The sequence below is a fragment of the Acidovorax sp. Leaf191 genome, from assembly GCF_001424425.1.
In the GTDB taxonomy this organism is placed as follows: domain Bacteria; phylum Pseudomonadota; class Gammaproteobacteria; order Burkholderiales; family Burkholderiaceae_C; genus Acidovorax.
Map to the genome: position 1 here is coordinate 205,064 of NZ_LMPT01000020.1, position 26,280 is coordinate 231,343.

22 protein-coding genes and 1 pseudogene are annotated in these 26,280 nt (G+C 68.5%); 8 read left to right on the top strand and 15 right to left on the bottom strand.

The window, feature by feature from the left end; translation table 11 throughout:
• Positions 1 to 17: 17 nt before the first annotated feature.
• Positions 18 to 617 carry a DUF2975 domain-containing protein gene (locus ASG27_RS21125; RefSeq protein ID WP_235504098.1) on the bottom strand — a complete coding sequence of 200 codons (600 nt, stop codon included), beginning with the start codon at positions 615 to 617 and terminating at the stop codon, positions 18 to 20.
• Between the two features lie 174 nt (positions 618 to 791).
• On the opposite strand from ASG27_RS21125, the gene ASG27_RS21130 reads away from it, so the two are divergent.
• Positions 792 to 1,388, top strand: a complete 597-nt coding sequence (locus ASG27_RS21130; RefSeq protein WP_056420408.1) for a hypothetical protein — start codon at positions 792 to 794, stop codon at positions 1,386 to 1,388.
• A gap of 60 nt (positions 1,389 to 1,448) precedes the next feature.
• Here the strand turns inward: ASG27_RS21130 and ASG27_RS21135 are convergent, their stop codons facing one another.
• Positions 1,449 to 3,050: a gamma-glutamyltransferase family protein gene (locus tag ASG27_RS21135; protein WP_056420412.1), complete on the bottom strand. Its 1,602-nt coding sequence runs from the start codon at positions 3,048 to 3,050 to the stop codon at positions 1,449 to 1,451.
• A 241-nt stretch (positions 3,051 to 3,291) separates the two neighbouring features.
• Positions 3,292 to 4,275, bottom strand: a complete 984-nt coding sequence (locus ASG27_RS21140; protein ID WP_056420415.1) for a Bug family tripartite tricarboxylate transporter substrate binding protein — start codon at positions 4,273 to 4,275, stop codon at positions 3,292 to 3,294.
• Between the two features lie 254 nt (positions 4,276 to 4,529).
• Here ASG27_RS21140 and ASG27_RS21145 point away from each other — a divergent pair, with 254 nt between their 5' ends.
• On the top strand, positions 4,530 to 5,441 hold the full coding sequence (locus ASG27_RS21145) for a LysR family transcriptional regulator (RefSeq protein WP_056420417.1): 912 nt from the start codon (positions 4,530 to 4,532) through the stop codon (positions 5,439 to 5,441).
• Between the two features lie 43 nt (positions 5,442 to 5,484).
• Here the strand turns inward: ASG27_RS21145 and ASG27_RS21150 are convergent, their stop codons facing one another.
• Positions 5,485 to 6,711 (bottom strand): HD-GYP domain-containing protein, encoded by a 1,227-nt coding sequence (locus ASG27_RS21150; RefSeq protein ID WP_082486059.1) that lies wholly within the window; start codon positions 6,709 to 6,711, stop codon positions 5,485 to 5,487.
• 79 nt (positions 6,712 to 6,790) lie between these two features.
• Complete coding sequence (locus ASG27_RS27915) at positions 6,791 to 8,518, bottom strand: methyl-accepting chemotaxis protein (RefSeq protein WP_082486051.1); 1,728 nt, start codon at positions 8,516 to 8,518, stop codon at positions 6,791 to 6,793.
• 342 nt (positions 8,519 to 8,860) lie between these two features.
• On the opposite strand from ASG27_RS27915, the gene ASG27_RS21160 reads away from it, so the two are divergent.
• Positions 8,861 to 9,811 carry an AraC family transcriptional regulator gene (locus ASG27_RS21160; protein WP_156370845.1) on the top strand — a complete coding sequence of 317 codons (951 nt, stop codon included), beginning with the start codon at positions 8,861 to 8,863 and terminating at the stop codon, positions 9,809 to 9,811.
• A 22-nt stretch (positions 9,812 to 9,833) separates the two neighbouring features.
• Here ASG27_RS21160 and ASG27_RS21165 read toward each other — a convergent pair whose 3' ends face one another.
• From ASG27_RS21165 to trpE, 7 genes are all read right to left on the bottom strand, one after another.
• On the bottom strand, positions 9,834 to 10,550 hold the full coding sequence (locus ASG27_RS21165) for a uracil-DNA glycosylase (RefSeq protein ID WP_056420423.1): 717 nt from the start codon (positions 10,548 to 10,550) through the stop codon (positions 9,834 to 9,836).
• A 68-nt stretch (positions 10,551 to 10,618) separates the two neighbouring features.
• Entirely contained in the window at positions 10,619 to 11,419 is an 801-nt protein-coding gene (gene trpC / locus ASG27_RS21170; protein WP_056420426.1) for an indole-3-glycerol phosphate synthase TrpC, read from the bottom strand.
• Positions 11,420 to 12,139: 720 nt separating this feature from the next.
• On the bottom strand, positions 12,140 to 13,171 hold the full coding sequence (gene trpD / locus ASG27_RS21175; RefSeq protein WP_056420429.1) for an anthranilate phosphoribosyltransferase: 1,032 nt from the start codon (positions 13,169 to 13,171) through the stop codon (positions 12,140 to 12,142).
• Between the two features lie 26 nt (positions 13,172 to 13,197).
• The gene (locus ASG27_RS21180; RefSeq protein WP_200912462.1) at positions 13,198 to 13,866 is read right to left on the bottom strand and encodes a LysE family translocator; all 669 of its coding nucleotides are present in this window, start codon (positions 13,864 to 13,866) and stop codon (positions 13,198 to 13,200) included.
• A complete protein-coding gene (locus ASG27_RS21185; protein ID WP_056420432.1) occupies positions 13,863 to 14,435 on the bottom strand; it encodes an aminodeoxychorismate/anthranilate synthase component II in 573 nt (190 codons plus the stop codon). Before ASG27_RS21185 ends, ASG27_RS21180 begins: the two co-directional genes overlap by 4 nt.
• The gene (locus ASG27_RS21190) at positions 14,432 to 14,833 is read right to left on the bottom strand and encodes a chorismate mutase (RefSeq protein ID WP_056420435.1); all 402 of its coding nucleotides are present in this window, start codon (positions 14,831 to 14,833) and stop codon (positions 14,432 to 14,434) included. The genes ASG27_RS21185 and ASG27_RS21190 overlap by 4 nt, the downstream gene beginning before the upstream one ends.
• Positions 14,830 to 16,329, bottom strand: a complete 1,500-nt coding sequence (trpE, locus tag ASG27_RS21195; RefSeq protein WP_056420642.1) for an anthranilate synthase component I — start codon at positions 16,327 to 16,329, stop codon at positions 14,830 to 14,832. Before trpE ends, ASG27_RS21190 begins: the two co-directional genes overlap by 4 nt.
• Positions 16,330 to 16,711: 382 nt before the next feature.
• Here trpE and ASG27_RS21200 point away from each other — a divergent pair, with 382 nt between their 5' ends.
• A complete protein-coding gene (locus tag ASG27_RS21200; protein ID WP_056172460.1) occupies positions 16,712 to 17,302 on the top strand; it encodes a chalcone isomerase family protein in 591 nt (196 codons plus the stop codon).
• A 295-nt stretch (positions 17,303 to 17,597) separates the two neighbouring features.
• Positions 17,598 to 19,267: pseudogene (locus ASG27_RS21205) on the top strand (methyl-accepting chemotaxis protein).
• Between the two features lie 61 nt (positions 19,268 to 19,328).
• Here the strand turns inward: ASG27_RS21205 and gph are convergent.
• Positions 19,329 to 20,024: a phosphoglycolate phosphatase gene (gene gph / locus ASG27_RS21210; protein ID WP_056420441.1), complete on the bottom strand. Its 696-nt coding sequence runs from the start codon at positions 20,022 to 20,024 to the stop codon at positions 19,329 to 19,331.
• A gap of 645 nt (positions 20,025 to 20,669) precedes the next feature.
• On the opposite strand from gph, the gene ASG27_RS21215 reads away from it, so the two are divergent.
• Positions 20,670 to 21,401, top strand: coding sequence for a helix-turn-helix transcriptional regulator (locus tag ASG27_RS21215; protein WP_056420443.1), 732 nt, complete (start codon positions 20,670 to 20,672; stop codon positions 21,399 to 21,401).
• Between the two features lie 119 nt (positions 21,402 to 21,520).
• On the top strand, positions 21,521 to 22,297 hold the full coding sequence (locus ASG27_RS21220; protein ID WP_056420445.1) for a hypothetical protein: 777 nt from the start codon (positions 21,521 to 21,523) through the stop codon (positions 22,295 to 22,297).
• 44 nt (positions 22,298 to 22,341) lie between these two features.
• Here ASG27_RS21220 and ASG27_RS21225 read toward each other — a convergent pair whose 3' ends face one another.
• Complete coding sequence (locus ASG27_RS21225; protein ID WP_235504099.1) at positions 22,342 to 23,904, bottom strand: hypothetical protein; 1,563 nt, start codon at positions 23,902 to 23,904, stop codon at positions 22,342 to 22,344.
• Positions 23,905 to 23,906: 2 nt separating this feature from the next.
• The gene (locus tag ASG27_RS21230) at positions 23,907 to 25,256 is read right to left on the bottom strand and encodes an SPFH domain-containing protein (RefSeq protein ID WP_056420447.1); all 1,350 of its coding nucleotides are present in this window, start codon (positions 25,254 to 25,256) and stop codon (positions 23,907 to 23,909) included.
• Positions 25,257 to 25,503: 247 nt separating this feature from the next.
• Between ASG27_RS21230 and ASG27_RS21235 the strand changes: the two genes are divergently transcribed.
• Entirely contained in the window at positions 25,504 to 26,202 is a 699-nt protein-coding gene (locus tag ASG27_RS21235) for a response regulator transcription factor (RefSeq protein WP_056420647.1), read from the top strand.
• The last annotated feature ends 78 nt before the right edge of the window (positions 26,203 to 26,280 follow it).

A 26,280-nucleotide genomic window follows, 5' to 3' on the forward strand; every position in this document is an offset into this window, starting at 1 on the left:
GCTCTCGGAACCTGTTTTCAGACAAACGCATCGGATTCGGCCTTCAGGCGGCTGCCCTCGGCGAGCACGTGGGCCAGCAGCAGCATCATCAGCCCGACCACCACCACACTCATCTCGAACGAGCTCACGCCCAGCACGACCATACCGCCCTTTTGCCCCGACGCGAGCCACGACAGCAGCGCCGAGACGCCGACCTGGTAGACCAGCGACGCCACGAACATCGCCAGAAAGCCCCAGCCCACGCCCCTGAAACCGCGCACGACCTCCGGGCCGAACACCTCGCCGCGCAAGAAGGCGCGGCAGATGCGGTGCACGCACAGCACGGTGTACAACAGGGCCAGGCCGGGTATGCACTCCAGCGCCACGCCCAGCCAGCGCCAGGCCGTGTCCATCGTTGCCGGGGCGACCACGCCCGCCACCATGGCCTGCGCAGGCACCACGGTCACAGGCAGCCAGCGCCCCCAATCCATCGCGTGCCCGATGGCGGCCCAGCGCGCCAACGATAGCCCGATGGACACCAGCGCACAGGCCCAGCTGGCCACGAGCAGCCCCCAGGCCAGCCGCCGAAAGGCGGTGCTGTGGACCGATGAGCGCTGCAAAGCAAAGGAATGAGGCATCTGGGCACCTGGAGTTTTCTGTAAAACAATAATAACATGCCGTTTTACAGTAATTATTGCCCCATGCAACCCGGATCCCTGTCTTCCCCGAGCAACCCTGAGCCCGCACCCGCACTGCTGCGCGCTGCCCACTCAGCTTTTTCCGGCAGCCGCCGGGCACTGTGGAGCAGACCCTTGCTGCTGGCTGTGTGCGCCGCGGGGCTGCTCGCCGCATGCGGCAGCGTGCCGGTGTCGTCGCTCTGGAAGCTGCGCCAGCTGCAGATCGAAACCCTGGACCCCGCGGCGCTGCGCGCAGCCGTGGTGCACAGCCCGAGCCTGCGGCTGCACGGTCAGTCGCTGGTGCTGTCGGTGGGCGTGTCGCGCAAGGTGCGCCTGCCCGGTGGCCGCGACACGGTGGAACGCCTGGAAGAAAAGCTGCCGCTGCAGGAACTGCGCAGCACCGCGGAACGCAGCCCGCTGGCGCCGTACGAGTCCATCCATACCGTGGTGCAGGTCTGGCGCATCGAGCCTGCCGCCCTGCCGCGCCTGCAGGCGCTGCGCGACAAGGCGCTGGCCTGGAAGGCCGCCGACGACGGGCCGCGGGAACTGAGCCTGGGCCTGGAGCTGGCCGGCTGCCAGATGAAGAACGGCCCGAGGAACCAGGTGGTGAGCACCCTGATGCGCTTCACCGACCCGGGCGAGTACATCCCCCTCGTGCGCAACATCGACGTGGCCGAGACCATGCCGGCGGCCGAGTTGCAAAAGCGCTTTCCGGACTGCGCAGCGGGCTGACCCGCGCGCCGCGGCCGTGGACGGCCTGCGCCCCCGCCGCCTGCGCGCCAGGGCCGGTGGTCAGAAAGCGACCGCGTGCCCGTCCTTGCGCGGGTCGGAGCCGGCGATGTAGTGCCCGCCCTCGCGCAGCACGAGTTGCGCGCCGCCGAAGGCGAACACGCCGTTGCCCTCTTCCACCGTGACCTCGTGGCCCCGCGCGCGCAGCGCGGCCACCACAGCGGGGTCGAACGCGGGCTCCACGGCCACGCCCTTGCCGCCGGTCACGCGCCAGCGGGGCGCGTCGGCGGCGGCCTGGGGGTTCTGGCCGTAGCGCAGCACGCGCAGCGCCATCTGGGTGTGGCCCTGGCTCTGCATGGGGCCGCCCATCACGCCAAAGGCCATCTGCGGCGTGCCGTCCGCGTGCATCGCAAACGCCGGGATGATGGTGTGCGAAGGGCGCTTGCGCGGGCCCACTTCGTTGGCGTGGCCGGGCCTGAGGTTGAAGCCGTGGCCCCGGTTCTGCAGGCTGATGCCCGTGCCCGGCACCACCACGCCCGAGCCGAACCCCATGTAGTTGGACTGGATGAACGAGACCATCATGCCGGACGCATCGGCCGCGGCCAGGTACACCGTGCCGCCCGGCCGCGGCGCGCCGTGGCCGGGGTCGCCGGCACGCTCGGGGTCGATGAGAGCCGCGCGGCTGCGCAGGTAGTCGGCCTGCAGCAGGTCGCGGGGAGTGACCGGCATCGCATCGATGTCGGCGTTGTACTGGTCCAGGTCGGCCAGCGCGAGCTTCATGGCCTCGATGCTCGCGTGCACGGTCTCGACGCTGTCGAGCGGATGCTTGCCGACACCGTGCGCGTCGAGCATGCCCAGCGCCATCAGCGCAGCAATGCCCTGGCCGTTGGGCGGGATCTCGTGGATCACCGAGTCGCCGAAGCGCTGCTCGATGGTGCCCACCCAGTCCGCCTGGTGGGAGGCCAGGTCTTCGAGCGTCATCGCGCCGCCGTGGGCCTGCGCATGGGCCACCATGCGCTCGGCGATGACGCCGCGGTAGAAGGCCTCGCCCTGCGTCTCGGCGATCAGCTCCAGCGTGCGGGCATGCGCCTCGCTGCGGAAGATCTCGCCCGCCTGCGGCGCACGGCCACCTGGCAGAAAGCATTCGGCGAAACCGGGCTGCGCGCCCAGCTTGGCACCGCCCAGCGCCCACAGGCGGGCGATGGTGGGCGACACCGGAAAACCATGGCGCGCGTAGTCGATGGCGGGTTGCGCCAGCTGTGCGAAGGGCAGCTTGCCCAGGCGCCTGGACAATGCCACCCAGGCCGAGACGGCGCCCGGCACGGTGACCGCGTTCCACCCCGTCTCGGGGATGCCGCCCAGCTTCTCAAAATACTCCGGCGACCACGCGGCCGGCGAGCGGCCCGAGGCATTGAGGCCGTGCAGTTCCTTGCCGTCCCACACGATGGCAAAGCCGTCGCTGCCGATGCCGCAACCCGTGGGCTCGACCACGGTGAGCGCCATGGCGGCGGCGATGGCGGCATCCACCGCGTTGCCGCCCGCCAGCAGCATGCGCAGCCCCGCCTGCGCGGCCAGCGGCTGCGAGGTGGAGACCACATTGCGTCCCATCACGGCGCTGCGGTGGGAGGCGTAGGGAAGAGACCAGTCGAGGGTTGGGTTATTCATGGCGTTCTGAATGGGTTGCCCGCAAGGGTTCGCGGCGCTTGAAACTGGCGCGGCGCAAAGCGAGAGGCACCGAGGAGGGCCCGCCCCGCACCGAGGGTGTCGTTCTCTCGGGCGAGGGGCCGAAGGCGGCTCCTGCCCAAGCAGTTCGGGCTGAGCCTGTCGAAGCCGTGCGCGGTGCTTCGACAGGCTCGGCGTGAACGGTTCTGTCGTTGTTTGACGGCAAACGGGTATCGGGGAGATGTCACTCCACCGTGATTTTGTGCTGCCGAATCACCGTCGCCCAGCGGTTGCTGTCGGCCTGCACCATCGCACCGAACTGCGCGGGCGTGCGCGGCGCAGCGGGCTCCACGCCCAGCTTGGCCAGGCTCTCGGCCACTTCGGGCGCCTGCACGGCCTTGGCAAAGGCCTTGTGCACCTTGTCGACCAGCGCGGGTGGTGCGCCTGCGGGCAGGTACACGCCGAACCAGGTCACCGACGAATACCCGGGCAGGCCGGACTCGGCCAGCGTGGGCAGCTCCGGCGCCAGCGTGCTGCGCTTTTCGCTGGTCACGGCCAGGGCGCGCAGGCGGCCGGCCTTGGCGTGCGGCATGCCCGTGGGCAGCGAATCGAACAGCACATGGGTCTGCCCGGCGATCAGGTCCGGAATGGCCAGCGCCGTGCCCTTGTAGGGGATGTGCGTCATCTCCACGCCAGCCTGCGCGCTGAAGGCCGCCGTGTTCAGGTGCACGATGGTGCCGTTGCCGCTGGTGGCGTAGTTGAGCTTGCCGGGATGGGCCTTGCCGTAGGCGATCAGCTCGGCCACGTTCTTGACGGGCAGGGAGTTGGTCACCAGCAGCACGCTGGGCGCGTCGGCCACGTGGACCACCGGCGTGAAGTCCTTGCGCGGGTCGTATGCCAGGCGCGGCATCAGGTGGGGCGAGATGGCGTGCGTGCTGCTGGTGGTGAGCAGCAGCGTGTAGCCGTCCGGCGCGGCCTTGGCGGCTTCGGCCGTGCCGATGGTGCCGCCCGCGCCGGGCTTGTTGTCCACCACCATCTGCTGGCCCAGGTCGGCCGCCACGCGCTGGGTGACCACGCGCGCGACCAGGTCGGTCGCCCCGCTGGCCGGAAACGGCACGATCACGCGCACGGGCTTGTCGGGCCACGCGGCCTGCGCCTGTGCGCTTGCGCCCCACACCATCAGCCCGGCCAGGCACAGAACACGACGGCTCCACGGAAAAAGACGCATACAGGTACTCCAGAAGAAAGGGGGAAGGCGCACAGTGCCGCACACACAGGTCTCAGGTGGCAGATGGCAGGCACCCAGGCAAGACCGGCGGCTGCACAGCACACGCATTGATGACCTGCCAACCATCTTAGAAAGCCCGCGCCCGCAGTACCAACGCCAAATAGGCAAGCAGCTTTGCCGCGGCGGCAAACCACTTCATACTTTGGGCTGCCCAACGGCAAAACACTGCAAACCCCATACCCGCTCGTTGCCCCATGCGCCCCCAGCTTCTGCAAGACACCGCCCTGCGCTACTTCCTGGAGGTGGCGCACAGCGGCTCGCTCACCGAGGCATCGGCCCGCCTGCACGTGGCCGCCTCGGCGTTGAGCCGCCAGATCGCAGGGCTGGAGGCGCAGCTGGGCACGCCGCTGTTCGACCGGCACCCGCGCGGCATGGTACTGACCGCCGCGGGCGAGATCTTGGCCGTGCACGCCCGGCGCACGGTGCTGGACGCCGAGCGCGCGCTGGGCGAGATCGGTGCGCTGCAGGGCCTGCGTGCGGGGCAGGTGCGCCTGGCCACATCGGACGCGTTTGCCAACGAGCTCGTGCCGCGCCTGTGCGTGGAGTTCCAGCGCACGCACACCGGCATCCAGTTCAGCGTGATCTCGCTGCCCACCGCCCAGGTGCCCGACGCCGTGCGCAGCGGCGCGGCCGACATCGGCCTGTGCTTCAGCCGCGCGCCGCACAAGGACATCGAGGTGGCCTACCGGCAAAACGCCCCGGTGCTGGCGCTCGTGCCGCCCGGCCATGCGCTGGCGGGCGCGGCCAGCGTCACGCTGGCGCAGATGGCCGCCTACCCCCTGGCCCTGCCACCGGCCGAGACCACGGTGCGCCAGATGATCGACATCGTCTGCAGCCGCCAGGGCCTGCAGCTCGAAGCGGTGCTCATCAGCAACCACGCCAAGACGGTGCTCAACTTCGTGGCACACGGCGGCGGGCTGTCGGTGGCCAGCGAGATCGCTGCGCGCCACCTGGTGGCCGCCGGCGCCGTGGTGGCCGTGCCCATCAGCGACGCCGGCATGGACCTGCGCGACCTGGAGGTGCAGACCCTGGCCGGCCGCAGCCTGCCGGTGGCCGTGCAGGCGTTTCTGGATCTGCTCAAGGAGCGGCTGCCGGGGCGCTGGTGAGGGCCGCAAGAGGCATCCGCCGGGCGCCCGGCGCGCCGCCGCGTCAGTGCGGCTGCCACAGATGCGCCAGCCGCGGGAACCCGCTGGCGTGCGGGTCTTCCCGCGCGACGATGTGGTCCGCCTCGCCAGGCCGGGACAGGTCCACCACCCGCTGCTCGGTGTGCAGTCGGGAGCGCAGCGAAAAGAACACTTTCACCTTGGGGGCGGTCAGCGCGCCCGGGTTGTGCTCGACCACGACGGCCAGGCGGTCGGACGCCAGGCGCACGAGCGAGCCCACCGGATAGATGCCGACGACCCGCACGAAGGCATGCAGCACCGAGGGGTCGAAGTGCCCCTCCCACTGCGCCATCCGGGCCAGGGCCATCGCCGGGTCCCAGGCGTTCTTGTAGGCCCGCTCGGAGGTGACCGCGTCGTACACGTCGCAAACGGCCGCCATGCGTGCCAGCAGGCTGATCTGCCCTCGGGCAAGGCCGTGCGGGTAGCCGCTGCCGTCGAGCTTCTCGTGGTGGTGCAGGCAGACGTCGATCACCGTGTCCGGCACATGGCCGCCGCGCCGCAGGATGTCGACGCCCTGCTGGGGATGCCTTTGCATCACACCGAATTCTTCAGGCGTAAGCTTGCCCGGCTTGTCCAGGATGTGCCGGGGCACCAGCAGCTTGCCCACGTCGTGCAGCAGGCCGCACATGCCGGCCTCCCTCACCTGGTCCGGCCCCATGCCGATCTGCCGGGCCAGGGCGATCATCAGCGTGCACACGGCCACGGAATGGGCGAACGTGTAGTCGTCCTTGCTCTTCAACCGCGCCAGGCCGACCAGGGCGCCCGGCTGGCTGGCCACCAGGGCCGCCAGTTCGTCCACGATGGCCAGGCTGTGGTCCAGGCAGATCGCCTGCCCTGCGCGGGCCTGCACGAACAGCGCCCGGACCGCATCGCGCGCCTGCGCCGCCAACCGCTCGGCGCGCCGGGGGTCGGCGCCGGCCGAGGCCCCGGCAGGCCGTGCGGCGCGCGGCCTGTCCACCGGCACGGCGACCGGGCCGGGCTGTGCGGGGGTGCTGGGCAGTTCAGCCCCGGGCGCAGCACCGGCGGCGACATCCGCGCCCCGCGACACATCGATCCAGCAATGCGCGACGCCGCTCTGGCGCAGGGACCGCACGTCGTCTGCGCTGTGCAGGGTGAACCGGCTGCACCAGAACGGATGGGAGACCCAGGGCGCATCCAGTGCGTGAACGAACATGCCAGGCGCGGCCTGCTCCACGGAAATCCTTTTCAGCATGGGGCCGCTTTCCGTCTCCATGCCCGCGGTGCGCAGCGGCACCCAGCCGGCACGCGCGCCACCGAGCCCTCCAGCTCCATCAGAACTGCTTCCAGGCGTCTCCCGCCAGCGCGACCCGCCCACTGCCGGCGCCCACCGCGGGCTGCGAGGCCTCGCGCTGCTGCGTGCGCGGCAGGGCCGCAGCCGTGCGCAGCGGCGCCGCAGGCACCGTGTGCCCTGACGTGGCGGCGGCGCGTGGCGCGCCATCGCCCAGGTCGAAGACGGCGACGGCCTGCACCAGTTGCTGTGCCTGGTGGTTCAGGCTGTCCGCGGCCGCGGCGGCTTCTTCCACCAGGGCGGCGTTCTGCTGCGTCACGGTGTCCAGCTGGATCACCGCTTCGTTGATCTGGCCAATGCCCGCGGTCTGCTCCTGCGTCGCCGAGGTGATCTCGCCGATCAGGTCGGCCACGCTGCGCACCTGGGTGACCAGCGTGCCCATCACCTGGCCGGCATCGTTGACCAGCTGGCTGCCTTTCTCCACCCGGCCCACGCTGTCGTGGATCAGGCCCTTGATCTCCTTGGCCGCCAGCGCGCTCTTTTGCGCCAGGCTGCGCACTTCCCCCGCCACCACGGCGAAGCCGCGCCCCTGCTCGCCGGCCCGGGCCGCTTCCACCGCGGCGTTGAGCGCAAGGATGTTGGTCTGGAACGCGATGCCGTCGATGACGCCGATGATGTCGGAGATGCGCTGGGAGGAGGCGTTGATCTCCTGCATCGTGGTCACGACCTGCCCCACCACCCGGCCGCCGTCCTGGGCCGCAGCGCTGGCGGTGCGCGCCAGGTCGGCCGCCTGGCGGGAAGCGTCGGCGCTGCTTTGCACCGTGCTGGTCAGCTCTTCCATCGACGCGGCGGTTTCTTCCAGGTTGCTGGCCTGCTCTTCGGTGCGCTGGGACAGGTCGGTGTTGCCCACCGCAATCTGGCTCGCGCCCGTGGCGATGCTGTCGCTGGCCTCGCGCACGGTTCCGACCACCTCGCGCAGGGAGCGCTGCATGCCGTGCATCGCCGCCACCACGCTGCCGGCACCGGCGCGCGAGGTATCGATCGGCAGCGACAGATTGCCGGCGGCAATCGCGTTGGCGGCGTGCGCCACATCCGCGGGTTCGCCCCCCAGGGACCGCGTGAGGCTGCGGGTCAGGGCAATGCCCACGAACAAGCCCACCAGCACACCACCGGCCGTCAGCGTGATCAGCAGCACGCGGATGTGGCCGTAGATCGCATCGGTTTCCTGGTTCAACGCCTTCGCGTCGCCGCGCTTGCGCTCGACCAGCTGGCCCAGCAGATCGTCGGCCTGGTCCGCCAGGGGGCGAACGGCCTGCATCTTGTCGATGGAGGCGCGGGTGCTGTTCAGCTCCTCGCCTTGCAGCAGCACGGCCACCTGGTCCAGTCCGCTGGCATAGGCACGCAGCGCCGTGCCGGCATCACGCGCCAGCGCCTTCCCGGCGTCGCTCACGAAATACTGGGTGGAACTCTCCAGCTCGCTCTGCGCGAGCGTCAGGCGGCGCGTGACGGACTGCAGGTGCCTTGCGCGCTCCTGCTCGGTGGCCGACAGCACCGCACTGCGCATGGACCGCCCCGCGGCGATGAGGCTGATGTTGGCTTCGGTGGCGTGCAGCATGCCGGCGATCTCGCGCTCGTACATCAGCTGGGCGAGGTCATTGATCTGCGAAGACTTCTGGATGCCGTTGCCACCGATCAGCGCGCCGATGGCCGCGACAGTGAGGAAGCCTCCGATCAGCTTGCTTCCCACCGTGAGTTTCTTGAACCATTGCACGACGACGTTTCCTTTTCCGGGTTGACGGCAGCGCAGCGGGGGTGCTCTGCGCGCTGCGCGGGGGCTGCCGGTGCCCCCGGCCTTGCGGGATTGTCCGTAAGGGGTTACCCGTGCGTATACACGATTCGCGCAATTGCCTGCGCGTTTAACGCAAAAGTGTGATCATGCGTGTGCGTTGGGCGCTGTTGACTGCGCAGCTCGGCGGTACACTGCGAAGCCCGAGGACCGGGCCTGACACCCCAGGCACTGCCTCTTCACGCACCGACCCTCTTGCATTCAGCGGTATTGCTCCCTGCCTCACACGCCAGTACCACCCCCTTGCTCTTCGGCGACGACCGTTGCGTGACGTTCTCCGCCCCGGCCGCATTCGGAGCCGCCGTGCTGCCGCTGTGGCCCCGGCTGCAGGACTGCGATGCCAAGCCGCGCGACGGGAGCTTTGCGGGGCGGACCGCGTCCATCCTGCTGCCCGGCATGTCGGTGATGGCTGCGTCGTTCACATCGCTGCGGGTGTCCGTGTCCGACAACACGCGCACGTCCGTCGCCTTCCAGCTGCAAGGGAACAACCGGCTGCGCATCCAGAACCGCACGCTGGAGTTGAACGGCACCCGGTGCCTGTTCGTTCCGGTGGGCTCCGGCCCGCAGGAGGCTGTCGGCCAGGACCAGAACGTGCTCATGATGCAGATCGATCCGCAGGCGCTGCACGCGGCGGCGCGGGCGCTGCGGGGGCTGGAGCCCGACCACCCGGTGGACCTGGACTGCGGCCACGCGCGCTTTCTCACCGCGGCGACCGGGCCGTCCCTGGAGGCGCTGGCGCGCCACATCGGCGCCACCATCAACCTGCACGCGGACCACATCCACCTTCTGCACCAGCTCGGGTTCCAGGACTTCGTGTACCGCCAGCTGGTCCTGCTGTTCAGGCCCGACTGGCTGACCGCCGCCCCCCCGCTGCCGCGCGCGGGCAGCCTGCGGGAGCGGCGCGCCATCGACAGGGTGTGCGATGCCATGCTGGCCGACCCGGGGGCCCGGTTCACCATCGGCGGGCTGGCCGAGCTGGGGGGCCTGTCGGTCAGGGCCCTGCAGTACGCGTTTCAGAGCCGCTTCGGCCAGTCGCCGATGCAGTGGCTGCGCGATCAGCGGCTGGACCATGCCCGCAGGCTGCTGCTGCAGGGCAGCGCGCAAAGCATCGCGCAGATTGCGCTGGGCTGCGGTTTTGCCACGGCCAGCAGTTTCTCGGCGTTCTATCGCGAGCGCTACGGCGAGTCGCCCGCACAAACCCGTGCGCGGGGCCTTTGAGGGCGGTGCGCTGCCCGGCCCCTCAATAGCCGTGCTGCGCCCGGAAGTCCCGCGCCTGGCCGAAGTGCCCATTGCCGATGAAGGGCACGGGCGGGCGCAGGGCGGACAGCGGCGAGGGGTGGTTGGACATGAGCAGCAGGTGCCCGCGGTCCTGGGGGATCAGGGCGCGCTTGGATTGCGCGTGCGAGCCCCAGAGCATGAACACCACCGGCCGCTCGCCCTCGGCCACGTGGCGGATGACTGCGTCGGTCAGCGCTTCCCAGCCCTTGCCGGCGTGGCTAGCGGGCTGGCCCTCTTCCACCGTGAGGCCGGTGTTGAGCAGCAGCACGCCGTTTTTTGCCCACTTCACCAGGCTGCCGCCGGGCTGCGGGAACGGTGGGAAGGCCACGCCCAGGTCGCGCTGCATTTCCTTGAAGATGTTCTGCAGAGAGGGCGGCAGGCGCACGCCCGGCGCCACCGAGAACGCGAGCCCCTCGGCCTGTCCGCGGCCGTGGTACGGGTCCTGGCCCAGGATGACCACGCGCACCTCGTCCGGCGGTGTGAGCTCCAGCGCGCGCAGCGGGCGGGGTGGGAAGATCACCGCACCCGCATCAAGCCGCGACTGCAGAAACGCCAGCAGCGACTGGCCGCGCGCGCCGGCAAAGAAGTCATCGACCAGCGGCTGCCAGCCGGGTGCTACAGGCCAGTCCGCGGGGTCGGCGGTCTGCAGTTGGGTGGGGTTCGCAGCGGCGTCATTCATGGTCAAAAAGGCCTCTACCGCTTGATGGACAAGCGCAACAAGCTATCAAATCTGGAGCAAACGTAGAATCAGGCGAACAGCCGTGCCAGCGCTTCACCCGGCTCCGGCGCGCGCATGAACGCCTCGCCCACCAAAAACGCGTGCACGCCGGCATCGCGCATGCGCTTCACGTCGTCGGGCTTCAGGATGCCGGACTCGGTGACCAGCAGCCGGTCCGCAGGCACGTCCTTGAGCAGGCCCAGGGTGGTGTCCAGCGTGACTTCGAAGGTGCGCAGGTTGCGGTTGTTGATGCCCACCAGCGGCGTCTTGAGCTTGAGCGCGCGCTGCAGCTCGGCGCCGTCATGCACCTCCACCAGCACCGCCATGTCCAGGCTGCGCGCGATGGCCTCGAAATCGGCCATCTGGGCGTCGTCCAGGCTGGCCGCGATCAGCAAGATGGCGTCGGCGCCCATCGCCCGCGACTCGTAGATCTGGTACGCATCGACCATGAAGTCCTTGCGCAGCACCGGCAGCTGGCAACTGGCACGCGCCTGCTTCAAGTAATCCACGCTGCCCTGAAAGAACTGCTTGTCCGTCAGCACCGACAGGCAGGCCGCGCTCACCTGGCCGTCGCCGTCGGCATAGCTCTGCGCGATGTCGGCGGGGATGAAGTCGGCGCGCAGCACGCCCTTGCTGGGGCTGGCCTTCTTGACCTCGGCAATCACCGCCGCCTGGCCCTTGGCGATCTTGGCGCGCAGCGCGCCTTCGAAGTCGCGCGTGAGCACACGGCTCTCGGCATCGGCGCGCACGGCGTCCAGCGGCATGCGCTTCTTGGCCGCGGCGACTTCTTCGTGCTTGACGGCCACGATCTTGTTGAGGATGTCGGACATGAATTGAACCTTCAAAAATTTAAGAAACAAGAGCGGCGATCCGCAAGCAGAGTTTTGAGGCGCGCCGGTGCATGGTCATTTGCGAACGGTTCGCGTGGGGTGGTGTTGCACCGACAGCGGCGCGCCCGATCGCCGTATGCCAAGCCTCTCTGCCATGTGGCTCAAGCACCGATCAAGAACTCTCAGTTCTGCCGGACCACAGCGGCGCATGTGGATCACGGTGAGTGAAGCCACAGGCCCTTTACGCGCATGACGAAGTTCCAACTGGAAAGACATTCCCTGATCATCGCCACCGCCACCTGGGTAGCAACCCAGACTGTAGTCAGGCCCGACCTCGATCGGGGACAACTCCGGCAGCCCAACCGGGTTGAACTTGCGCTGTTGAAAATCGACCGCCCATCCGCAGCTTTCACGGCGCCGCTGAGCACGTCTCGACGCAAAAAATGCACCGCCAAATACGCATCCAACGACCAGTCCCGACACTAGCGCCCATTTCCACGGCACCTCTACCGACATGAGCATCAAGAGCCAGAGTGACGAGCCCAAAGGGACCAAGGCGGAAAACACAACCAAAGCCCGGTTCTGACCTGGAAGCTCAAGAGGCAGCCACACCCGGGATTGCTGTTGCACAGCAGTCGCCCACGCCTCAAAAGTGCGTTGGCGGGGCAAGGGTCGTTCAACCGCGCTCATTCACCACTATCGATCAGAAAACCGACGCGTTTACATCGCAAGCGCATGCGTGCGCGTGACCATCTGCTCAAGCTTGGCCAGCGCTGCGCCGGAGGCGACCGCGGCCCGCGCTTTGGCCAGACCTGCGGGCACCGAGTCGACCACGTTGGCCGCATACAGCGCCACGCCCGCGTTCAGGCAGACGATGTCCTGCGCGGCGCCGGGTTCGCCCTTGAGCACGCCGATCAGCATCTCGCGCGACTGCTCGGGGGATTCGACCTTCAAGGCGCGGTTGCTGGACATCGACATGCCGAAGTCCTCGGGGTGGATTTCGTACTCGGTGATCTGGCCGTTCTTCAGCTCGCCCACCAGGGTGGCCGCGCCCAGGCTGACTTCGTCCATGCCGTCGCGGCCGTAGACCACCATGGCGTGTTCGGCGCCCAGGCGCTGCAGCGCGCGCACCTGGATGCCCACGAGGTCGGGGTGGAACACGCCCATCAGGATGTTGGGCGCGCCCGCCGGGTTGGTCAGCGGGCCCAGGATGTTGAAGATGGTGCGCACGCCCAGCTCCTTGCGCACCGGGGCCACGTTCTTCATGGCCGGGTGGTGATTGGGTGCGAACATGAAGCCGATGCCCACCTCTGCGATGCACTGCGCGATCTGCTCGGGCTTGAGGTTGATGTGGATGCCCAGCGCCTCCATCACGTCGGCACTGCCGCTCTTGCTGGAGACGCCACGCCCGCCGTGCTTGCTGACCTTGGCACCGGCCGCCGCCGCCACGAACATGGAGCAGGTGGAGATGTTGAAGGTGTTGGCGCCGTCACCGCCCGTGCCCACAATGTCCACCAGGTGCTTGCTGTCCGGCACGTGGACCTTGGAGGAGAACTCGCGCATGACCTGCGCGGCCGCCGTGATCTCGCCGATGGTTTCCTTCTTCACGCGCAGGCCGGTGACGATGGCCGCGGTCATGACGGGCGACAGCTCGCCGCTCATGATCATGCGCATCAGGTGCAGCATCTCGTCATGGAAGATTTCGCGGTGCTCGATGGTGCGCTGCAGCGCTTCCTGAGGGGTGATGGACATGGGAAGAGGTCTCCGTCTCTAGGTTTTCAGGGCGCCGGGCGGTCTGAGAACGCCAGCTTGAGGCCGAAGCCGATGAACATCGCACCCGCGACGCGGTCGAGCCAGTGCATGCCGCGCTGCACCGCGCCCACGCGGCGCGCCATCCAGCCCGCCGCCAGCGCCCAGGCCGTGTTCACAGGGATGGCATTCACGTTGAACAGCACCCCCAGCAGCACGAAGGCCAGCGCCTTGTTGTCCGTGCCCGGCGCAATGAACTGTGGCACGAAAGCCAGGAAGAAGATGGCGACCTTGGGGTTGAGCACGTTGGTCCAGAAGCCGCCCATGAAAATGCTGCGCAGCGAGACTGGAACAGCCGGGGCCGCCTGGGCTGCGGCAATCGCCGCACCGCTGCCGCCGTCGCCCGATGCCTTGGAGAACAGCATGCGCACGCCCATCCACAGCAGGTAAGCCGCACCCACCCACTTGAGCACGGTGAACGCCGTGGCCGATGCGGCCAGCAGCGCGCCCACGCCCACCGCAGCGGCAAAGATGTGCACGAAGCACCCGGCGGTGATCCCCAGGCCCGCCACGATGCCAGCACGTGTGCCGGAGCGCAGCGCGTTGGAGACGATGTAGAGCACGTCGGGGCCGGGCGTGAGGTTGAGCAGCCAGCCGGCCGCGATGAACATGAGCAACTGGTGCGTTTCGATGATCATGCGCGCTGCTCCAGGAAGTTCTTCAGCATCGCGTGGCCGTGTTCGGTGAGGATGCTCTCGGGGTGGAACTGCACGCCCTGGATGGCCAGCTCCTTGTGGCGCACGCCCATGATCTCGCCGTCATCCGTCCAGGCAGTGACCTGCAGCACGTCGGGGCACGCGGCGCGCTCGATGGCCAGCGAGTGGTAGCGGTTGACCGTGAATTTTTCGGGCAGGCCCGCGAACACGCCCTGCTGCGTGGTGGTGATGACGCTGGTCTTGCCGTGCATCAGCTCTTGCGCACGGACGATGGTGCCGCCGAACGCTGCGCCGATGCTCTGGTGGCCCAGGCACACACCCAGGATGGGCAGCTTGCCCGCGAAGTGCTGGATCGCCGCCACCGAGATGCCGGCCTCGGCGGGCGAGCACGGGCCGGGGGAGATCACCAGGCGGTCGGGGGCGCGCTGCGCGATGCCTTCGAGGGTGATCTCGTCGTTGCGGAACACCTCGACCTCGGCACCCAGTTCGCCGAAATACTGCACGATGTTGTAGGTGAAGCTGTCGTAGTTGTCGACCATCAAGAGTTTCATGCTGCGCTCCCTGCGGTCTGTGGTGCGGCCGCGTCGCTGGCGTGCCCGGCGCGCAGGCGCGCGAACTCGCGGTGTTCGTAGGCAATGGAGGCTTCCATGATGCCGCGGTAGATGGCTTCGATCAGGTCGGGTTGGCCGCCTTCGGCCTGGGCCGCGGCGCGCACGCGGCGCACGATGGCCTCGATGCGGGCCACGTCGCGCACCTGGGCGTCGCTCTGCTTGATGCGCGCGGCCTGCGTCATGTAGCCGCTGCGCTCCACGAGCAAGGGCACGAGCACGTCGTCGAGCGCGTCGATGCGCGCACGCACCTCGGCCATGGTGGTGCAGTGCTGCACCTTGCCGATGGCCTGCGCCGTGACGTCGGTGCCTGCGTCGGCGGTATGGGTCGCGTTGCTCATTCCAGCCCCTCCTCGACGAGTTCTGCCGCGCGCAGCAGGGCGCGGGCCTTGTGCTCGGTTTCCTTCCATTCCAGCTCGGGCACCGAGTCGGCCACCACGCCGGCCGCCGCCTGCACGTAGAGCGTGCCGTTCTTGATGATGCCGGTGCGGATCGCGATGGCCACGTCCATGTCGCCCGCGTAGCTCAGGTAGCCGCAGGCGCCGCCGTACAGGCCGCGCTTGGTGGGCTCGAGCTGGTCGATGAGTTCCATCGCATGCACCTTGGGCGCGCCGGTGAGCGTGCCGGCCGGGAAGGTGGCCTTGAGCACGTCGATGGCCGTCATGCCGTCGTTGAGGATGCCTTCCACGTTGCTCACGATGTGCATCACATGGCTGTAGCGCTCGATGGCAAAAGCCTCGGTCACCTTCACGGTGCCGGTCTTGGCGATGCGGCCGATGTCGTTGCGCGCCAGGTCGATCAGCATCACATGCTCGGCGCGCTCCTTGGGGTCGTTGATGAGCTCGACCTCGGCAGCCTTGTCCTTCTCCAGCGTGGCACCGCGGGGCCGGGTGCCGGCCAGCGGGCGGATGGTGACCTTCTGGCCGTCGGGCGTGTTCTCCTGGCGCACCAGGATCTCGGGGCTGGCGCCCACCACATGGAAGTCGCCGAAGTCGTAGAAGTACATGTACGGCGACGGGTTCAGCGAACGCAGCGCGCGGTACAGGGAGAGCGGGCTTTCGGTGTAGCGCTTGTGGATGCGTTGGCCGACTTGCACCTGCATGAAATCGCCCGCGGCGATCAGCTCCTTGGCACGGTCCACGGCGGCGAGGTAGTCGGCCTTGGAGAAGTCGCGCTGCGCGGGGTGGCTTTCGGTGGGCTTGACGATGGGCGCGCTCACCGAATACTTGAGCTGCTCCTTGAGGTCGCGCAGGCGCTTCTTGGCCTTGGAATACGCCTCCGGCTGGGCCGGGTCGGCGTAGACGATGAGGTAGAGCTTGCCCGACAGGTTGTCGATGACGGCGAGTTCTTCGCACTGCAGCAGCAGGATGTCGGGGCAGCCCAGCGTGTCGGGCGGGCAGGTGTCTTCGAGCTTCTTTTCGATGTAGCGCACCGCGTCGTAGCCGAAGTAGCCGGCCAGGCCGCCGCAAAAGCGCGGCAGGCCGGGGCGCAGGGCCACCTTGAAGCGCTTTTGGTAGGCCTCGATGAAGTCGAGCGGGTTGCCCGCGGCGGACTCCACCACCTGTCCGTCGGTCACGACCTCGGTCTTGGCATTGGCGCCGAAGCCGCTGGCGCGCAGCAGCGTGCGCGCCGGCAGGCCGATGAAGCTGTAGCGCCCGAAGCGCTCGCCGCCCACCACGGATTCGAGCAGGAAGCTGTGCTTGCCGCCGTCCTTGCTGTGCGCGAGCTTCAGGTACAGGGAAAGAGGGGTTTCGAGGTCCGCAAAGGCTTCGGCCATGAGCGGAATGCGGTTGTAGCCTTCGCCGGCCAGGCTTTTGAATTCAAGTTCTGTGATCACGGGGAGAGCTCCCAGCATTTCGCAGCGCGTGTCCCGGCTTTGTGAGCAAGCAAATAGGTCAACGGGGCGCTACGGTCCATTCGGTCGGCCTGCCGCTGCAGGCTGCAGGGCGAGGGCCACGGGTGCACGCTGGGGCAAGAGCCCAGGTGCCATCAGGCGTTCAGGCAGACAGGCGGACGCCAGGGCCAGGCTCCCCGGTCGCTGCAACCTGTGATGAACACGTGGTGAATGAACATGGGCCAAAGTGTAGCAAAGGTTTTTTGCCGATCCATTTTCGACGGGCCTCCCTACAACGCCGCAACCAATCGAAAACCCTGTTGCGGCAAAAGCCGAGCACAGCAACAATTTGAAACGAACGACCGTTCTTTTTTAGGAGTTGCGCATGAAGTTCTGCAAGCGTTGCGCGGTGACATTGGCTGCCTGGGTACTGGCGGCCAGCGCGATCGCCCAGCCCGTGACCGTGGCCGACGTGAAGTACGCGGAGACCGCGACCGTGAGTGGCAGCACGCTGCAGCTCAATGGCGCAGGCGTGCGCTACAAGGCCGTGTTCAAGGTGTACACCGCGGGCCTGTACCTGGAGAAGAAGGCGCAGTCGCCGCAGGAAGTCGCAGCCCTCAAGGGCCCCAAGCGCGTGAGCATCACCATGCTGCGCGAGATCGACTCCACCGAGCTGGGCAAGCTGTTCTCGCGCGGCATGGAGGACAACATGGACAAGGCCGCGTTCTCCAAGCTCATCCCGGGCGTGCTGCGCATGAGCCAGATCTTCTCGGAGCACAAGAAGCTGCGCGCGGGCGACCAGTTCATGATCGACTGGATTCCGGGCACCGGCACCGTGATCACCGTCAAGGGCGAGCCGCAGGGCGAGCCTTTCAAGGAGCCCGAATTCTTCAACGCGCTGATGGGCATCTGGCTGGGCAATGCGCCCGCGGACTGGAAGCTCAAGGACGCCATGCTGGGCAAGCCCGCGGGCTGACTGCACGCCAGAGGGTCCGGGTCAAGCCCCGGGCAAACCCCCACGCGATGAGGCCACTTCTTGTCGCGCGGCCGACAGATGCCGGCACTGCCGGCGCGTAACCTTCATGCAGCGTTTTTTTACAGCGCCGCACCACCCACGGCCCCGTACTGACCTACACCGACCCGCTACTGCACATCCCCTGCAGCGCGGCGGGCCGCAGCCTCCTCCCCGCTACCCGCGCCCCGGAACGAGCTGTCTGCAACGCAACGACCTCCCGCCTTTCACGAAGACCTCTTCTGCGCCGGACACCACCATGAAATTCAGCAACCTCTCCGTCGGCCTGCGGCTGGGCGCCTCGTTCGCCGCCATCCTGCTCATCACCGCGCTCATCGCCGCCATGGGCATGTGGCGCATCGGCAGCCTGCACCGCGCGAGCGAGCGCGTGGCCACGCAGGAGATCGAACAGCAACTGCTGGTGGAAGACTGGGCGGCCGACATCCGGCTGAACTGGGTGCGCACCGAAGCCTTCCTCAAGGCCATCGACCGCGACTACATGGACAAGCTCACGGCCGACACCACGGCCACCGCCAAGGGCATGGACACCAAGGTGCAGCGCATCGAGGCGCTGGCGCAGGGCGAGCAGGCACGCACGCTGCTGGCGGCCATCGCCACGGCCCGCACGGCCTACAACGACAAGCTGACCGAGATCCGCGAACTGCACCGCGGCGGCGAGCCCAATGTGCCGGCCCTCGTGGACAAGGACCTGCGGCCGCTGGCGGACAAATACCTCAAGGCCCTGGACGACCTGCGCAAGGCCATGGCCACGCAACTGGCCGAGGGCCAGGCCGACACCGGCACGCTGGCCACGGCCAGCCAGGTGCTGCTGGGCGTGGGCACGCTGGTGGCCGTGGCGCTGGGCGCGCTGCTGGCCTTCACCGTCACCCGCTCCATCGTGCGGCCGGTGCAGCGCGGCCAGCGGGCCGCCGAGAACATCGCCGACGGCGACCTGACCCACCCCATCGACACCGGCCGCAACGACGAGACCGGGCAACTGCTGCAGGCCCTGGCCACCATGCAGGCCCGCCTGGCCACCATCGTGGGCAACGTGCGCCACAGCGCCGAAGGCGTGGCCACGGCCAGCGCGGAGATTGCCTCGGGCAACAACGATTTGTCGGCGCGCACCGAGCAGCAGGCGTCGGCCCTGCAGCAGACCGCCGCGTCGATGGAGGAGCTGGGCTCCACCGTCAGCCAGAACGCGGACAACGCGCGCCAGGCCAACCAGCTGGCCATGACCGCGTCGACCGTGGCCGTGCAGGGCGGCGACGTCGTCGCCGAAGTCGTGGACACGATGAAGGGCATCAACGACAGCAGCAAGAAGATCGCCGACATCATCAGCGTGATCGACGGCATTGCCTTTCAGACCAACATCCTGGCTTTGAATGCCGCTTTGCGGTAGTGGCCAGCGAGGTGCGCAGCCTGGCCGGCCGCAGCGCCGAGGCCGCCAAGGAGATCAAGGCCCTGATCAGCACCAGCGTGGAACGCGTGGAGCGCGGCACCGTGCTGGTGGACAAGGCCGGCGCCACCATGACCGAGGTGGTCAGCGCCATCCGCCGCGTGACGGACATCATGGGCGAGATCAGCGCGGCCAGCGGCGAGCAGAGCCAGGGCGTGTCCCAAGTGGGGGAAGCCATCACGCAGATGGACCAGACCACGCAGCAGAACGCGGCGCTGGTGGAGCAAAGCGCGGCAGCGGCCGACAGCCTCAAGACGCAGGCAGGGCTGCTGGTGGATGCGGTGGCGGTGTTCCGCCTGGCGCCGGGTGCTTCGGGCACTTCGGGCACTTCGGGCACTTCGGGCACTTCGGGCACTTCGGGCACTTCGGGAGCGTCCACGCGGTCGGCCACTGCAGACCCCTCGACACCTTCGGGCGGCGCCCGCCTGGGCTACCGCAGCGGCGCTGCGCCGAGGCAACTCCCGGCGTGACGCTGGCTGGCCCAGCAGCCCCGATCGATCACCGGGCGCGGGCATTGAGGATCTAAAGACGCTAGCGCAGCGCGGCCAGGGAGTCCACAAAACCGTCAGCATCCACGCCGCGCACCGGCTGGCCATGGTTGTAGCCGTAGGTCACCAGCACCACGGGGCAGCCCGCCGCGCGTGCGGCCTGCGCGTCGTTGCTGGAGTCGCCCACCATCAGCGTGCGCGCCGGTGACGTACCGAGGGCCTCGCAGGTCTTGAGCAGCGGCAAGGGGTCGGGCTTCTTGCGCTCGAACGCATCGCCGCCGAACACATGGTCGAAGAAGCCGTCGAGCCCCTTGGCCTGGAGCAGCGGCACGGCAAAGTCCGTGGGCTTGTTGGTCAGGCAGGCCAGGCGCAGACCGGCGGCGCGCAACGCCTGCAGACCATCCACCACGCCCGCGTAGACTGCCGAGTACTGGCCATTGATGGCGAGGTAGTGCCGCTGGTAGCTATCCCACGCAGCGGGGTACAGCGCGTCGATTGGGATCGCAGCCTGCGCTTTGTCATCCTGCGCAAGGACGTGCTGAAGCACCGAACGCAGCAGGTTCTCCGAGCCCTTGCCCACCATGGGCTCGATGCGCGCAGCCTCGATGGACGGCAGGTCCAGATCGCGGAGCATGCGGTTGATGGCCTCGGCAAAATCACCCATGGTGTCGACCATGGTGCCGTCCAGATCGACGATGGCAGCGTCCAGTTGTTTCTGGTTCAGGGGAAGGAAGTTCAAGGCAGCACGATGAAGTGAAAAATGCCTTGGATGGTAACGGGGCGCCGCCCTCGGACACCCCATGCGGACTGAGCCGCCGGCTTTGCTACCCGTGCAGGGGAATCACCGGCTTGGCGTCGCCGGCCGAAACAGACGCAGCCTCTGCAGGTGCGGCTGTGGAGCCCGACAGCACTTGCTGCGCTTTGGCGGCCGAGACGGCGCGGGGGCAGGACTTCTGGCACGAAGTCAACGCCCGAAAGCTATCGCAGACCAGCAACTGGCTCGAAAAGCATTGGTATTGAAGGCTTTGCATGGACGACGGCTGAACAGCCAGTTTCAAACCGGACCATTCCGTTTTGGTTGCCCATAGGCTCSCCGACCGCCGGGCACCAGCGCGTAGGCGGACAGCGGTCGGGGTGTGTAGGCCGCCATCTGGACTGGATGCGCCAGCGCCGCATGGCAGGCTCGGGGCAGCAGGATCTGCGGTACTGGGGCTCTGCATGGGTGGAACGTGCCGAGGCGCAGACAGCACACACGGCGACGCCATGCGCTGGCGGCGACTGCCCAGGATGGCGCCCCGCTCACCGCCAGAAAGACTACGATTCGGATGCGCCCTGTCAGATCTGCCAGGTGCGTGCTTCGTTGCGATTGGATAGAACACCGGCCATGCTCACGCTGCCCCGCTACCTTCACTCCCTGGAGCAATTCCACAGCGTGCGCACGCCGCAGGAGCTCACGCAGTTGCTGTCGAGCGTCGGCCAGGCACTGGGTTACGACAGCATCGTGCAGGGCCTTCAAAGCTACTCGCGCCAGGGCGGGCTGCATGTCGACTCGACCTCGGTGATCTCCGACAAGTGGCACAGCCACTACCTGAAGAAGAACTACTACAAGGTCGACCCGCGGGTGCACCACTGCGCGCGCCACACCACCCCGCAGCGCTGGAGCAGCGCCGACCTGTACGACCACCCCCGCGCCGCGCAGATGATGCAGGAGGCCCACGACTTCGGCGTGCGCGCGGGCATCTACGCGCCCACGCACAGCATGGACGGACGCTTCAGCCTACTGTGCCTGAGCTTGCGCCATGTGCCCGTGGCCGAGGCCCAGGACCTGGTGCTGCACACGGCACCCTTGATACCCGCACTGGCGGCGCATGCGCACGAGGCGGTGCTGCGCATGTTGCGTGCGAACGCCGAGCAGGAGCCGGTTCTCACGCGGCGCGAATGCGAATGCCTGCAGTGGGCGGCTGCGGGCAAGACGTCGTGGGAGATCGGACTGGTGCTGAACATCGCCGAGCGCACGGTGAACTTTCACCTCAGCAATGCGATGGCCAAGCTGGGCTGCCACAGCCGGCAGCACGCCATCGTCAAGGCGCTCATGCAGGGGCTGGTCGGCCTGTAAGAACAGCCAGTTCAAGCCGCAGGGCCTGTGCGCTGCAATCGCCCCACTTCATGCGCTGTGCGTGAAGCCATTCATTGGGGAGTTTCACTTTGCGCACTGCACCTGCCACCTTTCTTTTCATGCCACGCCTGACCGTGGTCGCCTGCATCGCCGCCCTGCTCACCGCTTGCGGTGGAGGGGGCGACGACGATACCGGCGGCGCGGCGCCCCATGCCATCGGCGGCACGGTGACCGGGCTGGCCGCCAACACCGAGCTGGTGCTCAACAACAACGGCGGCGATGCCTTGCGCATCAACGCCAACGGTGCTTTCCAGTTCGCCCAGCCGTCCACCGGCTACCGGGTCGAGGTAGCCACACAACCGGCCGGGCAAAACTGCAAGGTGGCCAACGGCAGCGGCACCGCCACGGCGCCCGTCGCCGATGTGCAGGTGAACTGCGCGGCCGGCACGGGCGGTGGCGACACGGGCCCGGTCATCACCGCGGGGATCGCCGGCCTGCTGGGCGAGTGGCAGCAAAACAGCTGCGTGGCCGCGGGCGGCGGCCAGTGGGCCCGCAACTACCTGCGCCCCGTGCAGGTCAACGGCACCACCCTCTCGCACGTGCAGGGCTTGCGGCTCTTTGGCAACAGCCAGTGTTCGGGTGCCGGCACGGTGCTGGGCGGCACGTCGCTGGGCCAGGTGGCGTTCTCGCGCTCCGAGTCCAACGCCAGCGTGGCGGCCAACTGGGGTACCTTCCGGCAGATCACGGGCCTGACCAGCCAGGCCATCTGGGCCAAGCGCGGCGAGAACACGCTGTGCCTGCTGGGAGATGAAAACCCGTCCATCCTGCCGACCCTGGCCCGTGTGGCCGCAGCGCTCGACACCCTGCCGGCGTCGGCCTGCTACAGCCGGCTGTAGAAACGCCCGCTCCCCCGCTGAGCATCAGCAGGCGAGCGTTGCGTTCAACGCAGGCTCAGCGTCTGGCGCTTCCAGCCTGCGTCCTGCCAGCGCTGGAACAAGGGCAGCGATGCGACGTCACCCGTCACCCGTTCGGTGGCCAGGCCGTCGATGCGGACCACCTCGAAGCTCTTGCGGTAGCGGCCCTGGCCGCGCGCCTCGCGGGCCACCAGCATCTGCTGGCCGCCGGGGACCCAGCCGGCGAATTCGGCATAGCCGGTTTCGGGCAATGTGGCTGCAGGGGGCAGCACGTCCACCACCCAGGCATCGCCCGCCTTGCGCATCACCCACAGCTCGCGCCAGCCTTCGAGCGGCTGCACGGCCAGGGCCACGGCAGTGCCTTCGCGGTTGACGGTGGCGGACGCCGCCCAGACCACGCCGTAGGTGCAGCGACGCACCAGCGGGTCCTTGGCGCCGTGCTGCGCGTCCACCAGCAGCACGCAGCTCTCGCCGGTCGCACCCGGCTGCACCACCACGGCGGGCCGCTTGGCGTCGGCCACCGGTGCGGCGGCGGGTACCAGCGCCCAGCGCACCGCGCTCACGCGCATGGCGGCGTCGTTGTACGCAACCTGGTCTTCGTCCGGCAGATCGTTGCGGCTCACGCCCGCAAACTCCGCCAGGGCCCGCGACGCGGCAGCGCCCGCGGCGGGGCCGCCGTCCTTGCGCGCCTGCTGGAAGGCCACGGCGCTCCACAGCCCCGCCCGGCGCATCTGCACCCGGTTGCGCAGGTAGCTGGGCAGGCCGGCCACGTCGACTTTTTCCAGCAACTGGGCCTGCCAGTCCTGCAGCTTGGCGCGTTCGTGGGCGGGCAGGTCGGGGTTGGTGCATTCGGGCCGCGTGAGCGCCAGCGCCGCACGCGCACGCTGGTCGGCGTCGGCCGAGGGCATGGCCAGCACGCGGCGGAAGGCCTCGCCGTCGTAGCAGATCTGCATGCGGCCTTCGACCTCGTAGGTGGTGAACCGCACGCCGTAGCCGTTGGCTACGTCGAGATGTGCGGACAGCGTGGCGCCGTTGGCCTTGCCTGCCGCCGTGCTCGACGGTGCCAGCGATGCCCTGCGCGCCAGCCGGTCGGCGAACGTGCCCAGGGCATCCAGGGCCTGCGCACCGCGCTCGCCCGACAGCGCTGCCGCAGGCGCTGCCTGCAGGTAGGCGGCGGTCAGGCCGATGCCCAGCGCTTCGGAGCCGGGTGTGTCCCGCACGAAGCGCAGCACCGACAGCAGCGCGGGGCCGTCGGCCTCGGTCAGCGAGACCCGGCGCACGTCGCTGGCCCGGATGAACCCGCCGCGCTCGCGCTTGTGGTCCCACACCTGCAGGTAGTCCATGCGCTCGCCGCGCACTTCCAGCACCTCGCCCTGCCACAGCAGCGTCTGCTGCTGGGCCGAGTCGCGCGGCGCGGCACGCAGGCTGGCCTGGTCCTGCACCACGATGGCACAGCCGAAGTCGCTGGAAGGTGCGCTGCTGGATGCGCTGGCCGCCGCGCCGGTGGGCACGCTGGCGGTGGCAGCGGTGGCCACCGTGGTGGCCGCCGAAGCGATGGCCGTGATGAGCGTGAAGAGAGTGCGCAACATGTTCATTGCTCCGTGGCGGGGGTGGCGGATGCGTCGTCGGCGCCGGAGCCTGCAACAGCCTGGGCTGCAGCGGCCTGGGCATTGCGGTTGCCGCCCAGCAGCGCTGCACCGATGAAGTCGCCATTGGTGGGCGGCGGCGCGATGATGACCTGGATCTTGTCGGAGAGCTTGTCGGCCAGCGTCTTCTGGATGAGCAGCGGGTGGCGCGTGACCAGGGCGCCCTCGCGGGCCATCTGCTCGGCGTTCACCTTGCCGATGCGGTCCATGCGGTAGGCCTCGGCTTCGGCCAGCTTCTGGCGGGCGTCGGCCTCGCCGTTGGCCTCGATGCGGCGGGCCTGGGCGTTGCCTTCGGCGGCCTTCACACGGGCCACGCGCTCGGCTTCGGCTTCCAGCTGGCGCTGCTCGATCTGGCGCTGCTTGAAGGGCAGCACGTGCTTCATGGCTTCTTCCTGGGCGCGCGCGGCGATCACCTGTTCGCGCGCTGCGGCTTCGGCGGCCACTTCGCGGCGGACCTTGTCTGCCGATGCGTCGAGCTCGGTTTCCTTCACGCGCTTGTCCTTGAGCTCCAGCGTGTAGCGCATCTTCTCGGAGGCCAGCTCTTCGGCCAGCAGGCTGTCCATGCCGCGGCGGTATTCGGCGGGCAGGTCGACCTTGCCGATCTGCACGCTGCGCAGCACCACGCCATCGGCCGCAAGGCGGGTGCGCAGCTCGGTCTCGATGATCTGTGCGATCTCGGCACGCTTGGACGAGAAGATCTCCCGCACCGTGTAGCGGGCGAACACCTTGTAGACCAGGCCCTGCACCGCGGGGGCCACGATGTCGCCATCGATATCGTCGGGCAGGTTGCCGGACTTCACGGCGTTGGAGGCCGGGTCCAGCGCGTAGCGCACGCTCAGGTCCAGGCCGAACGACAGGCCTTCCACCGACTGCAGGGGCGCGCTGCCGGTGGCCTGGCGCATGGCTTCAGGGCGGTAGCTCTGGTCGCGCAGGGAGAGCACCCGCACGCTGTGCACGCCGGGCAGCACCCACACGCCGCCGTCGCGCCATTGGGTGACCGAGCCGGTGAACTGGTTCGTGCGCAGGCCCAGCTCGCCCTGGTCCAGATGGCGCACCGGCGGGTTGCGCACCACCGCCACGCCCGCAGCGACCACCACTGCACCCAGGGCCAGCCAACGCACGGTGCGTGCCGTGGGCAGCAAATAGGCCCAGCGGAGGGGGCGGCGGTCTTCGGCAGCCCAGGGATTGGCCGCTGCGGCCCCCACCGCGCTGTCGAACTGAGCGTCCAGGGCTGCGTCAGCGGCGGCGGAGCGGCCGCGCAGGGCTTGGACGATGCGGTTCCAGGTAAATTTCATGGTGTTTCTCTCTCTCTCGGACGGGTTGAATTTGTTGTCTTGGCCTGAACAACCTGCGGGCTGTTCATTGGTAGGTGATTCTTCGGAGAACACCCGGAAGCAACAACGCGCACCACAGCCCAGAGTCCGCCCGCCGGCCGAGCAATTGCTCCTGCCCCGGAAGAAAAACTCACACCGGCCCCGGTGGCGCGCCGGGATAATCCGGCCACCACCACTGCAAAGCGCTTTCATGACCCCCAACGCACGCATGGCACGCATCGCCGTGATCGAAGACGACCTGCCCACCAGCAACCAGCTGGCCGGCTGGATTGCCAGTGCGAAGAGCGGCATCGTGATCGACCAGTGGTTCACCCGCGACGACGCCGAAGCCGCCCTGGCGCGCGAGCATTACGACGCTGTGGTGCTGGACATCGAACTGGGGCGCGAGCGCCATGCGGGCGTGGCGCTCATCAACGCCATCAACAAGCTCGGCCAGGGCACGCCCGTGCTGGTGGTGTCGGCCATGCCCGCGGCCATCTACCGCAGCATCATGAAAGCGCTGGACGCGTGGGACTACCTGCAGAAGACGACCTTCGAAGAGGCCGACTTCATCGAGACCTTTCTCGACATCCTGCGCACCACGCAGACCGCCCCCGCCCAGGCCGCGCCCGCTGCGGCGCCAGGCGACGCGCTGGTGCTCGACCCGCTGTGGCAGCGCACCCCCACCTGGCGCGGCGAGCGCATCAACCTGCCGCTGACCGCCCAGCGCATCCTGGCCACACTGCACCAGCGCAGCGGCGAGGTCGTGTCGTACGACGAGCTGTTCGATGTGGTCAAGAGCGGCCGCAACCGCGACAACGTGCGCAAGCATGTGAGCACCATCCGCGAGGCGCTGCGCGAGGTCGATCCGTCGTTCGAAGGCATCGAGAACGTCCCCATGCGCGGCTTCCGTTGGGTAAGGCAGTGAAGCATCCCCCTGAGCGGCTTCGCCGCTTCCCCCTTCTCTCGACTGGCTGCGCCATTCGGGAAGTGGGACGTCGCCAGC

Coding starts and splice junctions, on each gene's coding strand:
- ASG27_RS21220 (WP_056420445.1), top strand. CDS start 21,521: ATGCCACGCCTGACCGTGGTCGCCTGCATCGCCGCCCTGCTCACCGCT.
- ASG27_RS21135 (WP_056420412.1), bottom strand. CDS start 3,050: ATGAATAACCCAACCCTCGACTGGTCTCTTCCCTACGCCTCCCACCGC.
- trpC (WP_056420426.1), bottom strand. CDS start 11,419: ATGTCCGACATCCTCAACAAGATCGTGGCCGTCAAGCACGAAGAAGTC.
- ASG27_RS21165 (WP_056420423.1), bottom strand. CDS start 10,550: ATGAATGACGCCGCTGCGAACCCCACCCAACTGCAGACCGCCGACCCC.
- ASG27_RS21230 (WP_056420447.1), bottom strand. CDS start 25,256: ATGAAATTTACCTGGAACCGCATCGTCCAAGCCCTGCGCGGCCGCTCC.
- ASG27_RS21125 (WP_235504098.1), bottom strand. CDS start 617: ATGCCTCATTCCTTTGCTTTGCAGCGCTCATCGGTCCACAGCACCGCC.
- ASG27_RS21225 (WP_235504099.1), bottom strand. CDS start 23,904: ATGTTGCGCACTCTCTTCACGCTCATCACGGCCATCGCTTCGGCGGCC.
- ASG27_RS21150 (WP_082486059.1), bottom strand. CDS start 6,711: ATGCTGAAAAGGATTTCCGTGGAGCAGGCCGCGCCTGGCATGTTCGTT.
- ASG27_RS21190 (WP_056420435.1), bottom strand. CDS start 14,833: ATGAGCAACGCGACCCATACCGCCGACGCAGGCACCGACGTCACGGCG.
- ASG27_RS21185 (WP_056420432.1), bottom strand. CDS start 14,435: ATGAAACTCTTGATGGTCGACAACTACGACAGCTTCACCTACAACATC.
- ASG27_RS21235 (WP_056420647.1), top strand. CDS start 25,504: ATGGCACGCATCGCCGTGATCGAAGACGACCTGCCCACCAGCAACCAG.
- ASG27_RS21215 (WP_056420443.1), top strand. CDS start 20,670: ATGCTCACGCTGCCCCGCTACCTTCACTCCCTGGAGCAATTCCACAGC.
- ASG27_RS21145 (WP_056420417.1), top strand. CDS start 4,530: ATGCGCCCCCAGCTTCTGCAAGACACCGCCCTGCGCTACTTCCTGGAG.
- trpD (WP_056420429.1), bottom strand. CDS start 13,171: ATGTCCATCACCCCTCAGGAAGCGCTGCAGCGCACCATCGAGCACCGC.
- ASG27_RS21180 (WP_200912462.1), bottom strand. CDS start 13,866: ATGATCATCGAAACGCACCAGTTGCTCATGTTCATCGCGGCCGGCTGG.
- ASG27_RS21200 (WP_056172460.1), top strand. CDS start 16,712: ATGAAGTTCTGCAAGCGTTGCGCGGTGACATTGGCTGCCTGGGTACTG.
- ASG27_RS21140 (WP_056420415.1), bottom strand. CDS start 4,275: ATGCGTCTTTTTCCGTGGAGCCGTCGTGTTCTGTGCCTGGCCGGGCTG.